Source organism: Mesorhizobium sp. WSM1343 (genome assembly GCF_055901535.1).
Genome location: NZ_JBVVWZ010000002.1, coordinates 157,949 through 171,300, shown reverse-complemented (window position 1 = coordinate 171,300; position 13,352 = coordinate 157,949). Strand labels below are relative to the sequence as shown.

The window sequence follows — 13,352 nt, the reverse complement described above, 5'->3', positions numbered from 1 at the left end:
ATGACTTCCAAAGGTCCATTCGGTGACCTGCTGGCTATCGTGTCGCGGTCAGGATATTCGTCCTGTCGCCTGCGGGAATTCTGCTCTGCGTCTCAGTCGGTCGCGCCTTTGGGCTTCGTCTCGGACGTAGCTCCGTCGAGGAGACAACCCGGTGAGAGGTCACGTCGAGCAGATGCAGGCACTCAGTCAATTCTGGCCGGGCGATTGGCCTTGGATGCTTCCACGTCCAGCTGGGCGCGACTGGCGTGAAGCAAGGCCGCGATCAAATTTTGGTCGGCTGACTTTTTCCCGGTGTATAGGCACACAAGCTCGCGGGCCTGGACCGTCGAATCGGATTCCGGGCTCTCCCTGATGGCTGATGTAAGAGCCCGGGAGAGTATGTCGAAATCCAACAACGAAATAACCGGTCGGCTTCCTTTCATGGCCAAATCCATCCTGTTGGTCTGCAGGCAATACTCGAAAGGTCGACATGACAAGAATCGGCATCACCCGTTCCTTCACGCGGTCAACTTCAGAAGCTCTCGGAACATTTCGCCGAGCCCAGCGGCGGGGCGTGGATAACAGCGGTGCAGCGCCACCGCAATTACAAAGGTTAATTCGGCTACGCATCGAGCATCGGATGGTTTGGGACTGATTGTTCGCAAATCGCAGCTATAAATCAAATCTTCAGGGTAAGTTGACATGCTTGCCCACCGCCGACCGCCTATGGCTTGGATAGATGTTCAGGAGAAAGCAGCGTAGGGCCTATCGACTTGTCAGATCTGATGCCCCCCGATGTGCAGGATGATCCTGCCCTAGCCGCTGAGGTCGACCGGCTTCTGGCGCGCCGTACGCGCGAAATCAGCCTGCGTGGCGAGATCGAACGCCTATTTCGAGCACGTGTCTGGTCGCAAACGGCGAAAATCATCCGCGCGTGGATGATCTGGGTGGCATTTTTGGATGTGCTGACGTTGGCACTGAACGCGGCGTTGCTTCCATGGGGCGTAGCGCAGTCCATGCTCCTGCCCGGCGCCATCATCCCGCCCGTCGCGTTGGCCGTGGTCCTAGCCTGGCGTAAACCGCAGGCGCCTTGGCTCCAAGGAGCTTCGCTGATCGCAGGCATGTTCCTGATCTTGTTGTCAGTCGCATTGGTCGGAGCAAGCGCTGGTGGCGAGTTCTACGAACGGCAATTGAACGTCATGTTGTTCGTGGCCATCACAGCCATCATAATCTTCGGGATCCCCCTGGCGTGGACGATGACGATCGCTGCGCTGGCGCTCGGACTCTATCTCATGCTTCAACTGCAGAACCCGGCCATCGCGCATGGGAGTGCAGTGGCTGGAACGCTGTTCTTCGCCAGCGGTATCTTTGCAACGGTGGCCGCGCGGCGCATCATGACAATTCTTGCTCAAAAGACTTTCCTGTTTGAGCTTCGCGACCGACGCAGGGTCGCCGAACTGGCGAAAGCGAATGATCGACTGGTACTCCTGGCGAGGACCGATCCACTCACCGGCATCTCCAACCGTCGCTGGATGACGGAAACACTCGAGCGCCTATGGGGAAGTGACAAACGTTGCCTTGCCGGTGCCGCGATGCTGATGTGCGACATTGACAACTTCAAGAAGCTAAACGACCACCTCGGCCATGCGGAGGGAGATCGGTGTTTGGTAAAGGTCGCAACTATCTTGAAGGAAAACGTGAGACGTGATCGCGATCACGTTGCCCGTTATGGCGGCGAAGAATTCCTCGTGCTCCTGCCCGGGGTGAACGAGGAAGAGGCCGCCGCTGTGGCTGAACGAATGCGTAAGAGCGTCGAGGCTGCCGCTTTGCCCAACCCTGGATCCCGTGTGTCGCGCTGGGTCACCCTGAGCATTGGAGTTGCCGTTCAGACCTCTGAGGCGATCTCGCCGGAGCAGTTACAGCAGCGAGCGGATGCCGCACTTTACCTTGCCAAGCAGACGGGCCGCAACAGGGTGCTGCTTCACAGACCGGAGTTATCCGCGCGCAAACACATTCGGCCGGGCAGCCTCGGGGCATAGGCCGTGCCGGCCCGAGATCTGCTCTTCTGAATCACGGGGTTTCCCGTGCGTCGACGATAACAGGTTAGTTCAGGGACTTTGGACCACCGAGACGAAGGGTTCCCCTGTAATCTCCACATCGCGCCCGGCAGACTACGATTTCGAGAATAATCCCCTGAAACGAGTTTCCGGGTTGTTCAGAACACCCATGGCCGATTCCGGCTGCGTGGATGGTCCAGGGGGAGTTCCACCAAATGGCCTCAGTGATGGGCGATCATCTGGATGACTTGCCGGGTCTTCGCAAATGCCGAGCGCATGGGCTCCGTCGATTTCTGCGCCCTGCGCCCTATGTGGCGCGCGTTTGGCTAGGTGAATGGCGCCCATTGCGCAGCCCCTGATCTTGCGCAAGGGAATCCTGCGACAGCCCTCATTAGGTCGGTTGCAAGTGCTCCATGAAATCTCCATCTAGTTCAGTTGTAGTCAGAACGCGGTCAAACGATGACACGGCAAGAAGTTCTCTCCGTCATTGGGTCAGCCGACGATATTACGGTTGCGGAGATCATCGCAACGGGTGCGTCGATCGAGGAATTGAGAGAGGCATGGGCATGGGCTTTTGCTGACGAGGCGTTAATGGGACAGGGGCGCCCGCTTCCGGGAACACGAGCGGCCGCGCTTATCGACCTGCTTAAGCCCGACGAAGACGACCCGGCTGAACCGGGCACCCGTCTGGAATAAATCAGCAAACCCATCGAATGTGCAATTTGGCCCTGTCATCCACGGCAGCGTTGCAGACACATCCTTGATGAAACCGACCTTTGTGCCCGTTTCAGTTCAGTCGGTCTTGCGCGTGGGCTCCAGACTCCCGACCATCGTAGCCGAGTAGCAGGCATCACAGGCCTCGTGCGGCTCAGCCGGCCACTGGACAACGCTACAGCATTGATCACTCAACCGATTTCGGAGATCGCCGACTTCTCTTGCGTTCACACGCCAGAGATCGCTAGTCTAAACCTGCGGCGCGAAGTTCCTTACATCGATAAAAGCACACGCGCTCAGAAGCGGATCGCAGGCTTTTGTTGTCCACCTGTGTGGTCGCCGGATGCGCCGAAACGTAAGGACTTTCGCCTCGCCGACCGGAGTCGCCGACCGTGCGCGCAAAGCCGCAGAGCAGTTCCCGCAACCGCATGTTGAGCCGGACCGCCACTTCAAACATACCGCTCATCGGCTTCACAACTCTGGTGCGCTCCGGTAGGGGGCCAGCCCAGCAGCACAGATCGCGACGCCGTCTCTGGCCTGTCAGTCAGGAGTTTGCCACAGCAACGAAAAGCGATTGTCCCTGCCGGTCGATACGGAACAGCACTGGCTTTTTCTGCTGACGGGATTTCGCCCATTCCTCGCGGACGTCAGACGGCTGGGTCATGTTTCGGTTGTTGGCCGACACGATGACGTCGCCGGGCCGGATGCCGCTTTCGGCCGCAAGACTGTTGGGAGCGACATCCTGGACGAACACGCCCGTGGTGTCGGCCTGTAGGCCGAGTTGCTGGCGCGCTTCGTCCGGAATGGCGCTCAGCGACATACCAAGGCGCTGGTCCTCAGTACCCAGGCTTGGAATGGCACCGGTCTGTTCCTCCTGGTCCCTGCGTCGATCGACAGTCAGCGACAATTCCTGGTTTGTGCCGCCCCGGTTCGTTGTTACGGTCACTTTCGATCCCGGCTTCTGGCTTGCTGCCGCCAGCGTCAGGTCATGGACGCCTTGGATGTCCTTGTCGTTGAACCGGGTTATCACGTCGCCGGCCTGGATTCCCGCTTTCTGCGCCGGGCTGCCAGCCTCGACCGAGGCAACCAGCGCGCCCTTGGCGCCCGGCATTCCGAGCGCCTCGGCGATGGAGGGCGTGATCTCCTGAAGACGCACGCCGATGAAGCCGCGCTCGATGCGGCCAGTGCTGATCAGTTGGTCGACGATAGTCCGAGCTGTGCGCGAGGGCACCGCGAACCCAATGCCTATGCTACCGCCTGACGGCGACACGATTGCCGTGTTGACTCCGATGACTTCGCCGCGCGCGTTGAACAAAGGACCTCCCGAGTTACCTCTGTTGATCGAGGCGTCAGTCTGCAGGAAATCGTCGTAAGGACCGGCCTGGATATCGCGAGAGCGGGCAGAAAGGACGCCGACAGTGACCGTGCCCCCGAGGCCGAAGGGACTGCCGATGGCGATGGTCCAGGCCCCTGGTTGCATCGCGTCCGAATCCCCCCAGGCCGTCGCCGTCATGTTGGGCCGAGGATCGACTTTCAATACCGCGATGTCGGTTGCCGGATCGCGGCCCACCACCCGGGCGGGCGCCGTCTCCTTGTCGGAGAACACGACGTGAATCTCAGTTGCGTCGGCGACGACATGGTTATTGGTGACGATGTAGCCTTCGGGACTGATCACAAAGCCGGAGCCGAGTGCTTCCCGCACCTGGGGCTGGATACGCCCTCCTCCGTCGAAGGGATTGAGAAAGTCGTTGAGCGTCGTTTGATCCTGGATGATCTGCCTGGTCGTGATGGCGACAACCGCGGGCAGCTTCTGACGCACGATTGCGCTGAAGTCGTTCGGAATTTCCTGTGCGGTGGCCGGAGCAAGGCCGCCAGTCGAGAGCATCAGGGCTCCTGTGATCAAGCCAATGCACAAGTTCCTAGAGAGGTAAGACATGACTGGTTCTCCTGCCGGATTCGGGTCCTTGATTTTCGCCCGACGTCAGAACTGAGATTCTCGCCGATTGTTTCACGGGCTGGATAAAATGGTTCTAAGGCGTTGACCACGGGAAATGTGACCCGTGCCAAGCCATTGAAACTTGCTTGAGACGTCCCAAAATTTCCTCTGGCGGGAATCGCGAGAGCCGCCAAACTCAAACACGCAGGAGATTGTCTGAAGCGGAGGACCATCAATGGAAGCAGCCATTTCGACCCATTTTGCCTCGATTGAACCCGTGGCCCCCGATGTTTTTCTGGACCGATTGCTGCATCCGGCACGGCATTTCAAACATCCCCACGACGTTTTGGCCGACGTTGCCCTGGACGGTCAGGAGAAGCGCGCCATCCTTTCGTCATGGGCGTCGGATGCCTGCGCGGTAGAATCCGTGCCAGCGCTTCGCATGCTGCCGAGGGCGGGTGAACCAGTCAGCTTCGATGCGATCATGGATGCATTGCAACAATTGGATCAATCGGACGAGCTTGCCGGTCCTGATGGCAGTGACAGCGCGATGGTGGCCGGGTTCGTGCCATTCATCGATCGGATTTAAGCGCGACCTGATTGTTCGTGAACCATTGACCCGTCGGCGAGTGACCCCGCCGGCGGGGGGTGGCATGGGTGCGTTTCGCCCGGATTGCCGCTGAAAATTTTCCTAATACCTCTTGAAGGTGCAAGTCGCGATTCTAAATTGATGGTCGCCGGTCGCCTGATGGGGCCGGCAAGACCAGGAGGCGGCAAGGCTCTTGGCGCCTCCTATGATCCATGTTGCTCAAACGGAGGATGTGGTTATGAACCTCGATTTTACCCCCCTGTACCGGTCCAGCATCGGCTTCGACCGCATGGTCGACATGCTTGAAAATGCGAGCCGTGTGGCCTCGTTCGACAACTGGCCGCCCTACGATATCGCCAAGGTTGATGATGATGACTATCGCATCACGATGGCGGTCGCCGGTTTCTCGCAGGACCAGCTGACCATCACTCACCAGCCCAACATGCTGGTCGTGAGCGGGTCGCAATCCGGCGATGAGAACGGCCAGTATCTCTACCGCGGCATCAACGGGCGCGCTTTCGAGCGTCGGTTCGAACTGGCCGATCATGTCAAAGTTGCTGGCGCCAGCCTTGAGAACGGGCTGCTGAGCATCGATCTCAAGCGCGAGGTTCCCGAGGAGATGAAACCGCGCAAGGTCGAGATCTCCAGCGGGGCTCCCATGCCGAAGATCGAAGCCCCCAAGGTCGAGACCGAGAAGCTGGCGGCCTGAGCAATCCACGATGAAGGCATCGCTTGAGCCGGGCGTCCGGCCCGGCTCACAGACCTACGAAAGGAGAAAGACAATGAGCGTACGTGACTTGATCCCATGGGGCCGGGGCAACGGAAACTCGGCGCCCAGTCTCTTCCCTGATGGAGATCGAGACCCCTTCGTCTCCCTCCACCGGGAGGTAAACCGGCTGTTCGATGACGCCTTCCGCAGCTTCGGCGCCAGACTGCCGGCCTTCAGTCCCTCTTTTGCCGCCACTTGGCCCAGCGTCGAAATTTCCGACACGGACAAGGAAGTCCGCGTCACGGCGGAAATACCCGGCCTGGACGAGAGCGACATAGAAGTCCTGCTGGACAACGGGGCGCTCAAGCTTAAAGGCGAGAAGCGTTCCGAGACCGAGGACAAAGACCGGCAGTTCTCCGAGCGCTTCTACGGTCGCTTCGAGCGCCTCATTCCGCTCGGCTACGAGGTCGAGGAAGACAAGGTCAACGCCGCCTTCAAGAACGGGGTGCTGACCGTGACCTTGCCCAAGACCGAGCGGGCGCAGGCGAAGGCCAAGCGGATCGCAATCAACGGCAAGAACTGACGCACGGCAGTATGAGCAGCGGCCGTCACGGCCGCTGCTCGTACCACCCTTCATGATGGGAGGGACAGACAATGGAGACAGCTCAAAGCAGCGACATCAGAAGCCCAACCACGACCTCCGGCCGGCCGGACAATGACAATCGGCCTCGTGTCGACGAGCCGGCTTTGTCAATGGGGCGGTCAGTGTTTCCGGACGGCGTGACGGCACGGATCTACCAGCCATGCCGCTCGGCCATGACCTCGGCAAAGCCCCGCAAGGACTGGCGATTGATCTTCGAACCTCGCACAGCCCCGTTCATCGAGCCGCTGATGGGCTATACGGGCGGCCGGGACACCCTGACCCAGGTTCAACTGGATTTTCCGACGCTGGAGGCGGCGATCCGTTATGCGGAGCGCCAAGGCCTCAGCTACGTGGTGCAGGCTCCATCTTCTGGCTCTCAGGCCAAGGTCAGCAACAGGCAAGCATCGGAGGAGAGGCACGCCTTTTCCGACGTGGTTTGGCAACGGCTACAATTGGCATGGCTCCAGGCAAGCCACAACTATGGCGCTGGTGCACAGGCAGCGCACATACAGACGGCGCTTTCCGAGCCCGAGACATTCTATGCCTCTCCGATGGAGGTGGTGGATGACCCGGTACTCGCACCCGACGAGAAACGTGCCGTGCTCAAGAACTGGGCCTGGAACGAGTACCTGATCGACCTGGCCACCGCTGAAGGCATGCCGGAAAATGCACGTCCCACGCGATTGGACGAGGTTGAGCTCGCTCTGCTGGCCTTGGAAGGCAGTACCCAGAGATTCCAGACTCGGCTCAGCCCGGTACGATCCCGGATAGCCGCATGATGGAGGCAAGAATGGACCCACTGATCGTCTTCGACGCCCAACGGACCATCCCGAACCCCTTCGCGCTTGCGGTCGCGGCAGCAGGGCGGGCGCGCGCACTGGCGCGCGGCGCAGCGCCCCGGCTGGCGGCCAGGCCGAAGAGCCGGCCGCATCTCGCATTGAGTGAGATCGCCGGCAATGCGTTCGAACCTCGGGAGATCGAACCCTTCCTCCTGACTGAGCCGATCTCGCCGAAGGACTGCGTCCGTTTCAAATCCGGACCCAAGAAGCTTTGCGGCATCGGGCCGAACAGGCCCGCTGCCGCACCCGCCCTCGACTCAAGGGCGGTACATTGACGTACTGAAACGCAGGAAAGGAGAATGACGATGTTGAAGACCGACAGCAGCAGGCCGGCGCTCGATGTCGTAAACATCCTTGCCGGCATCGCGCTGGCGCTCTCGCCTTGGCTCCTTGGCTATGCTGCCGATGCTGTTGCCGTCTGGCACGCCTTCATCGCGGGCGTAATCACCGTTCTGATCGCAGCGCGCGCGTTGGTGGCTTCCACAAATATGAGGAATGGGCGAACCTTGTCGTCGGCCTGTGGATTGTGGCCGCACCTTGGGTGCTTGGCTTTGCCGGCCTGGCGGCAGCAATGTGGTCGCACGCCATCGCTGGCGCTGTGGTTGCTGCCCTGGCAGCAGCCAGCCTTTGGCTCGCGAATGACCGACCGCTCTCTGCAGCCTGATCATAGCCGCTGGCGGGTCCGACTCTTCCGGGCCCGCTCTTTTTTTCGCGAGACGATGCCGGCGGCGATGAAAGGCGTTGACGTGCCAGAATTGATGCGCTCCGTTTGACGACCTATATCGCGCGCTGTGTGGAGTGGCCGCAATGGACATGAGTAAAGGAAAACACAACGCCGCCTTCGCTGCGCTGATGCTCTTCCAGCTACGCAGCTCGTGACGCAAATCCAAATAGCCGGTTAGAGGCCTTGCTACGCGACGGCAAGATCGCCGACGTGCAGGTTGGGGGGCCGAGGGCCTCGCGGACAGACGCGCTGGCAGCGGGATGAGGTGCCAATTGCCAAGAGGCTGCTGGGCTCGGCCGGCCAATTCTCTCTTGAACTGAAAAGAGGCATTTCCAATATCCTCTCTGTGCCGAAGGCGTCACGCAGACCGGCATGTTTGCCGAGGAATCATCCTGCGTCACCCGAAGAGACACAAGCGCCGCTTTAGGGCTTGAAGGGAGGTCAAGATGGAGAGCGCTACGTTCAAACAGCCGATTTTCGTGCGAGATGACAGTTTCGTTCTCAAAAAGATCGGTTGCGTCATGGATGCCATAGAATTTCTGGAAGAATGGCCGGTCGAAAGGCGCGGCCTTCTCCACGGAGCGGCCTGTGATACATGCTACTCGGCGTATGATGGTCGCAAGTCGGTCGAGGCCGCGCACAAGGCGTTTGCGACCTGGGCACGCAGGGTGGGTGTGATCGAAGACGTTCCCTTGGCGCCGTCTTGGATGACAGGGCCGAAGATTGGCAGTGCACACGAACTAACCGTTAAAACTCTCTGCGGCGGCAATCACGCCGCCGCAGCAAACAATCTGCCACGCGCTCACGAGGAGGAGAGGCTCGGTTGACCAGATGACGGACGGGCTGCGCCGGCAACTCGCGCTATCGTATTCGGGGGGTCCGGACGATCGCCCTCCCGCTGCCAACCCCGATGAGCAAAGAGCCTTTCACATTTGCAAGCCGCAGCCGCCGATTGCAGCCCAAGCCGAACACAGGCCTTCACTGCACCAAAAAGTCCGCTACACATAAGGCATGGTGCATTCATGGCCTTGCGGACGGGCGAAGCCGTGAGGCGATACTCGCCCACGCCTCGACCAGTCACGGCACAGCGGATTGAGCGAGTACTCGACCGCGTCGCCGAAATCATTGTGGCACGAGGTGAGCATGGTGAGGCATGGCTCCCGTTATACGACCACTTGGAACGCGCCTTGCAGGACAACCGGGCGAAGGAAGAACGTCTTGCCGCAGTGGGTCAGCGGGTCATACGATCCCAGGATCGAGCGGCCACACGATCTTCATAGTTCCTGTTGCCACATCTTCATGTCGCCGTCCTCGCCATATTTCGGCCGGTAGATCGGGTAGCCCATCAACATGCGCCGAAGCTCCTCGCCGAGCCTACCGTTCTTCATGCGGTCTTCGAACGAGCGGCGCAGTGAATAGACAGTGTGTATTGTTCTCGGCGGCCGCCGACCGCGTCAACAGATGATGATTTGGCAGGCTCGCCTATCGTGCTCTCGGCTAGTCCGCAGGATCGTGCCGAGGAGCTCGGCGACCAATATCTCTGCGAGAGGTCGATAGACGAATCCCAGGGACTCGACGCGCTTGATGTGGATTTTCACCAGCATCAACGAAGCCCACAAAGCATTGTCAGCAGCCTCATGGAGATCTCGGGCGGTGCGCGCCTTTATCCGGTCTGTGTTGTCGAGGGCGCGGCGCACGAGCACGCAGCGCTCGTCGAGGTCCCTGACCTCTCTGGGCACACGGCGATAGTAATGGAAATGATCGCCCCTCCGTTGCAGGAAGCGGTCGGGATGATGCTGTCCGCGTCGTCTTCCCGGGCAGCAATTCAGGGCGCAGCAATCTGCGTTGCCCACCCACCCCCAGTTTAGCAGCCCTGTGCCTTCAGGGACCGGACCATGCGCACGACAACAGGCTCATATGGCTTCTTTTCCGATTTCCTGTAATCAATTGTGAAAAGCGCGGCGCGGTCGCCGCAGACCGTGATTGCGCGGACATAGCGGATCTCGCCATTCTTGACACCCGAGTAGCTTGCCCATCTGGATGTTATGCGCCGATAGGTCAGTCGCCAACCGGACTTTTTGTCCTCTATCATGCGGTGCTCGATCTCGGCGCGAAAACTGGCTTTGCCCAATCGTGCGCCCCAAATGACTAGGGACGCTTCTCTCGGCCCCTGAAAAGCCGCGCCTTGATCCGAGTGCTGGGTGAGGACGAAACCTGGAGGAATATCGAATGTAAAGCCAAGCTGCCGGACGCCAAAGGGCTGCCATGCTTCGGCCCGAAGCAATGTGGTGCAATAGAGACAGACTGTAAGGCCCAGCAAGAAGTGTCGCATCGCTCTGATTTAGCGTCGGCTAACATGGCGACCAGACCGACATGGGGTCCGCGACGTAAAATGTGCAGTTCAAAGCGGGCTTCCCTTGGCGTCAGGGATGATCACTGAGGTGGAGCCGGAACTTACCTGATCCTTGAGCCGGCGAACCGATGATGCTGGAGGGGCTTTGAGCCATAGTGGTTCTAACTGTAGCCGAGCAAATGGCGAAGCCCAACTATCGGAGCTAGACGGTCCATATCATGCAAGGGCCGCCGCGACCCAGGCGATCGCGGGAGAGCCGCGCCGCTATTTCAGCCAAACTGTGTTCCATGGTCGAATTCTCCCCAGGTTGACTCCAGAGGACGGCGGGCGCAGACGTTCACGCGGACGGGCATCGACTGGTCATCGCTCGACACATGGTGCGCATCCCCCACAATCCACATCTCGGTAAGCGATTGGAGGGGTGGCCGGCGCCTGTGGCGGGTTTGTTGGGACGTTAGGCGCCGGCCGGGCGGGCGGGGGTGGGCCGCCGCAAGCACAAGCTAATATATACCCAACTCTGGTGCCTATGGTGCTATCGCGCAATGGCCCTGACGGGCAGCCTAGGCCATGGGGCTTAGTTGCGGGATTACCGTTTTGCGCGTAGTTTGTAGATCTGGTTGTTTGGGTCCCTCCTTATGACCAGTGCCGGTCGGCACGGTCACCGTCACCCTTGCTTGGTAAACTGATCGTGCCGACCTACCCTTTTGACATAGAACCGCACCCCCTTTGGCAATTGAAGCGACTGGCGAACGGGCGGCATGAAACTCATCCGAATGGCGTCACGCTTCGTCGCTAGGCGATGTGTTGCCGCCGGATCAACGTCAACTGCGGTTCGAGCTGTAGCGCTGGGAGCAAGACGCCCAGGAGTTACCATTGGGCTGCGCACGCTGAAAGGACGGGTTACTCCCGACGCGGCGAAGTCAAATCCGAGGATCGCAAGGGCCTTCAGCTGTCTGCTCGCGCCGAGTCCCTGGGATTCGTCTATCGACCGCTCGCCGAGATCCTGGTCGCGGAGCCCCTCGATACGATCCTGCAGCGGGTAGAGAGCACGATAGGCGAGCCTGCCAAATCACCATCTGTCGATGCGGTCGGCGGGAAGATTGAAGCAACGGTTAGAAGTCACCTCGGGCGACCCTACGCTTCAGGTCAATGCCGTTCGCAGGCCAACCAGATCGTCGGCATGTCCCATGTCCAGACCTTCAGCCGGCGCGCCCCACGCATCAGCCGTCAGGCCGGTGAACACGTCGAACACCGTCCAGCTTCTACCTGGCTCCTGCCTTAAGTCGTACCGCTGCTGTGCCATGGGTCATTCGTTCAGCTTCCGATCCAGCTCGTCAAGCATGGACCGATGCTGCTCGGTCACATCCCAATCTGCTGGACCTCCCAGCAGTTGGCGGATTTGATGGCGCAGCGTCTCTGAAGTAATCCACGACCGAATGAGACGCGATGTAGCCTGCTGTTGCTCGGGAGAAAGCTCTTGCATGGTTGGCCCGCACGGTTAGACCGAGCCCAACCCCTTTGTGACCTTAATGGTTCCCGATGGATTGCCTGAAGAGAGTTGGAGCTGCAGCTACTCCGGCGCGACCGATAGAAAAAGTTCATCGCCGCGAAGGCCGGCTTTGTAACGTGCAATCAGGCTTTCGGCAGCCGTCGTAGCTTCGGGGCTTTCGCGGTTAATGCCGCGCAGCTCACAAAGCATATCGAACAGCCCCTGGAGAAGAGACAGTTCCTCCGGCTCGAAGGTGCCGTTCGCGATGCTTGTTACCAGCATGATCCCTGCCCCTGCATTGGCCGGATCATTCGAGCGGGTCAGCTAAATGTCAATTCGGACCAAGGTCTTGTCGGAAAGGCCTTCATCGCTCAATAGGTCACAGTGACGACAACCGTGTCGGTGTATACGCCTGCGGAAGGAGTGGCCTGCGGCGGGACGCGACCATAAACCGTGAAGACTTGCGGGACCCCAGTTCCAGTTCCCGGCACTGTGCTGCCGGGCACGGAAGCGTCGCCCCAAGGCTGAGTTCGATCAGCATTCTTGTAGAGGCCATAGGTCACTGTTTCCACGCCTTTCGACATCTTGCGAGTTGTCGGCGGCGATCCTGTCGTGCCGCCATTCAGCGAGACCGTGTAGGCCGCTGCTGGTGTGCAGGTGACTGACACCTGGCCGGTGGCATCAACATTGCCGTCAAGTACCCCCTTTGATCCAAAATCGATGTTCTGCGTCGATACAAGGCAGTTGGCGGCGACCGTCGCATTGATGGTGAAAGTCGGATCAGCCGCCACCGTACCGGAGGCGGTACTGCAACTGCTGCCGGAGGTATAGCGATAGCGAAATTCGACCTGCGCACCGGAGAATGTCGAAAGGTAGGTTCCAGGTGGAACGGTTCCCTGCCCTCCGGCCACGGCGCCATAGATAGTCGCCGTTCCAGTGGCTGAGCCCAATACATTTGGGGTCAATGCCAGTGCCGGAGGGCGGGAAGCGTAGGCCCAGGCATAAGAACCCCAAACCACGCTGCGTGCCGAGTCGGAATAGAGCTGATAGTTGAGTGCGTTGGCTCCGCTAAACATCTGGCGGGCCGTCGCCGACGACGCGCCGCCTGTGCCGGCCGCAAGATGCGCACAGATCAGGATGCGCTGACCGACAATGCCGCTGCAATTCATGTTGATGGTCGCGGTCGTGTTGGTCTGACTGCCCGAGAGGGTGTCAACCAACCCGAAATTCATGTTCGAGACGCTGAAGCTGCAGCTTTGCGCCAAAGCGGACAACGGAAACATGGCAAAGGCCATGAAGATGACAAGACGGAGCATTCGT

The 13,352-nt window shown here is 59.8% G+C and carries 14 protein-coding genes and 1 pseudogene; 9 read left to right on the top strand and 6 right to left on the bottom strand.

All coding sequences use genetic code 11. The annotated features are described in order from the left end of the window. Window positions 1–764 precede the first annotated feature (764 nt). Together AC0NIL_RS31325 and AC0NIL_RS31320 are read left to right on the top strand one after the other, a co-directional pair. Window positions 765–2,018 carry a GGDEF domain-containing protein gene (locus AC0NIL_RS31325; RefSeq protein ID WP_032899766.1) on the top strand — a complete coding sequence of 418 codons (1,254 nt, stop codon included), beginning with the start codon at window positions 765–767 and terminating at the stop codon, window positions 2,016–2,018. Between the two features lie 477 nt (window positions 2,019–2,495). Then, window positions 2,496–2,732: a hypothetical protein gene (locus AC0NIL_RS31320; protein ID WP_013525027.1), complete on the top strand. Its 237-nt coding sequence runs from the start codon at window positions 2,496–2,498 to the stop codon at window positions 2,730–2,732. Window positions 2,733–3,294: 562 nt separating this feature from the next. Here the strand turns inward: AC0NIL_RS31320 and AC0NIL_RS31315 are convergent. Then, on the bottom strand, window positions 3,295–4,635 hold the full coding sequence (locus AC0NIL_RS31315; protein WP_245265418.1) for a Do family serine endopeptidase: 1,341 nt from the start codon (window positions 4,633–4,635) through the stop codon (window positions 3,295–3,297). A gap of 286 nt (window positions 4,636–4,921) precedes the next feature. Between AC0NIL_RS31315 and AC0NIL_RS31310 the strand changes: the two genes are divergently transcribed. The 7 genes and pseudogenes from AC0NIL_RS31310 (at window position 4,922) to AC0NIL_RS31280 (ending at window position 9,017) form a co-directional block, all read left to right on the top strand. Further along, window positions 4,922–5,275, top strand: coding sequence for a hypothetical protein (locus AC0NIL_RS31310; RefSeq protein ID WP_024505617.1), 354 nt, complete (start codon window positions 4,922–4,924; stop codon window positions 5,273–5,275). A gap of 232 nt (window positions 5,276–5,507) precedes the next feature. Then, window positions 5,508–5,984 carry an Hsp20 family protein gene (locus tag AC0NIL_RS31305; RefSeq protein ID WP_164752017.1) on the top strand — a complete coding sequence of 159 codons (477 nt, stop codon included), beginning with the start codon at window positions 5,508–5,510 and terminating at the stop codon, window positions 5,982–5,984. Between the two features lie 73 nt (window positions 5,985–6,057). Beyond that, window positions 6,058–6,567 (top strand): Hsp20/alpha crystallin family protein, encoded by a 510-nt coding sequence (locus AC0NIL_RS31300; protein WP_013525023.1) that lies wholly within the window; start codon window positions 6,058–6,060, stop codon window positions 6,565–6,567. Between the two features lie 71 nt (window positions 6,568–6,638). Beyond that, window positions 6,639–7,406 carry an NADH dehydrogenase ubiquinone Fe-S protein 4 gene (locus AC0NIL_RS31295; RefSeq protein ID WP_024505616.1) on the top strand — a complete coding sequence of 256 codons (768 nt, stop codon included), beginning with the start codon at window positions 6,639–6,641 and terminating at the stop codon, window positions 7,404–7,406. Window positions 7,407–7,417: 11 nt separating this feature from the next. Further along, window positions 7,418–7,741, top strand: a complete 324-nt coding sequence (locus AC0NIL_RS31290; RefSeq protein WP_024505615.1) for a hypothetical protein — start codon at window positions 7,418–7,420, stop codon at window positions 7,739–7,741. 24 nt (window positions 7,742–7,765) lie between these two features. Further along, window positions 7,766–8,130: pseudogene (locus AC0NIL_RS31285) on the top strand (SPW repeat protein). A 506-nt stretch (window positions 8,131–8,636) separates the two neighbouring features. Beyond that, window positions 8,637–9,017, top strand: a complete 381-nt coding sequence (locus AC0NIL_RS31280; RefSeq protein WP_024505614.1) for a DUF982 domain-containing protein — start codon at window positions 8,637–8,639, stop codon at window positions 9,015–9,017. Window positions 9,018–9,644: 627 nt separating this feature from the next. Here the strand turns inward: AC0NIL_RS31280 and AC0NIL_RS31275 are convergent. The 5 genes from AC0NIL_RS31275 to AC0NIL_RS31255 form a co-directional block, all read right to left on the bottom strand. Continuing rightward, window positions 9,645–9,893: a hypothetical protein gene (locus AC0NIL_RS31275; protein ID WP_127223509.1), complete on the bottom strand. Its 249-nt coding sequence runs from the start codon at window positions 9,891–9,893 to the stop codon at window positions 9,645–9,647. 161 nt (window positions 9,894–10,054) lie between these two features. Further along, entirely contained in the window at window positions 10,055–10,510 is a 456-nt protein-coding gene (locus AC0NIL_RS31270; protein WP_244507003.1) for a hypothetical protein, read from the bottom strand. 1,174 nt (window positions 10,511–11,684) lie between these two features. After that, the gene (locus tag AC0NIL_RS31265; RefSeq protein ID WP_244507004.1) at window positions 11,685–11,846 is read right to left on the bottom strand and encodes a hypothetical protein; all 162 of its coding nucleotides are present in this window, start codon (window positions 11,844–11,846) and stop codon (window positions 11,685–11,687) included. A gap of 267 nt (window positions 11,847–12,113) precedes the next feature. Further along, on the bottom strand, window positions 12,114–12,314 hold the full coding sequence (locus tag AC0NIL_RS31260; protein ID WP_024505611.1) for a hypothetical protein: 201 nt from the start codon (window positions 12,312–12,314) through the stop codon (window positions 12,114–12,116). Window positions 12,315–12,403: 89 nt separating this feature from the next. After that, window positions 12,404–13,348: a Csu type fimbrial protein gene (locus tag AC0NIL_RS31255; protein ID WP_024505610.1), complete on the bottom strand. Its 945-nt coding sequence runs from the start codon at window positions 13,346–13,348 to the stop codon at window positions 12,404–12,406. Between the last annotated feature and the right edge of the window lie 4 nt (window positions 13,349–13,352).

Coding starts and splice junctions, on each gene's coding strand:
- AC0NIL_RS31325 (WP_032899766.1), top strand. CDS start 765: ATGCCCCCCGATGTGCAGGATGATCCTGCCCTAGCCGCTGAGGTCGAC.
- AC0NIL_RS31320 (WP_013525027.1), top strand. CDS start 2,496: ATGACACGGCAAGAAGTTCTCTCCGTCATTGGGTCAGCCGACGATATT.
- AC0NIL_RS31315 (WP_245265418.1), bottom strand. CDS start 4,635: ATGCTCTCGACTGGCGGCCTTGCTCCGGCCACCGCACAGGAAATTCCG.
- AC0NIL_RS31310 (WP_024505617.1), top strand. CDS start 4,922: ATGGAAGCAGCCATTTCGACCCATTTTGCCTCGATTGAACCCGTGGCC.
- AC0NIL_RS31300 (WP_013525023.1), top strand. CDS start 6,058: ATGAGCGTACGTGACTTGATCCCATGGGGCCGGGGCAACGGAAACTCG.
- AC0NIL_RS31295 (WP_024505616.1), top strand. CDS start 6,639: ATGGAGACAGCTCAAAGCAGCGACATCAGAAGCCCAACCACGACCTCC.
- AC0NIL_RS31290 (WP_024505615.1), top strand. CDS start 7,418: ATGGACCCACTGATCGTCTTCGACGCCCAACGGACCATCCCGAACCCC.
- AC0NIL_RS31280 (WP_024505614.1), top strand. CDS start 8,637: ATGGAGAGCGCTACGTTCAAACAGCCGATTTTCGTGCGAGATGACAGT.
- AC0NIL_RS31265 (WP_244507004.1), bottom strand. CDS start 11,846: ATGGCACAGCAGCGGTACGACTTAAGGCAGGAGCCAGGTAGAAGCTGG.
- AC0NIL_RS31260 (WP_024505611.1), bottom strand. CDS start 12,314: ATGCTGGTAACAAGCATCGCGAACGGCACCTTCGAGCCGGAGGAACTG.
- AC0NIL_RS31255 (WP_024505610.1), bottom strand. CDS start 13,348: ATGCTCCGTCTTGTCATCTTCATGGCCTTTGCCATGTTTCCGTTGTCC.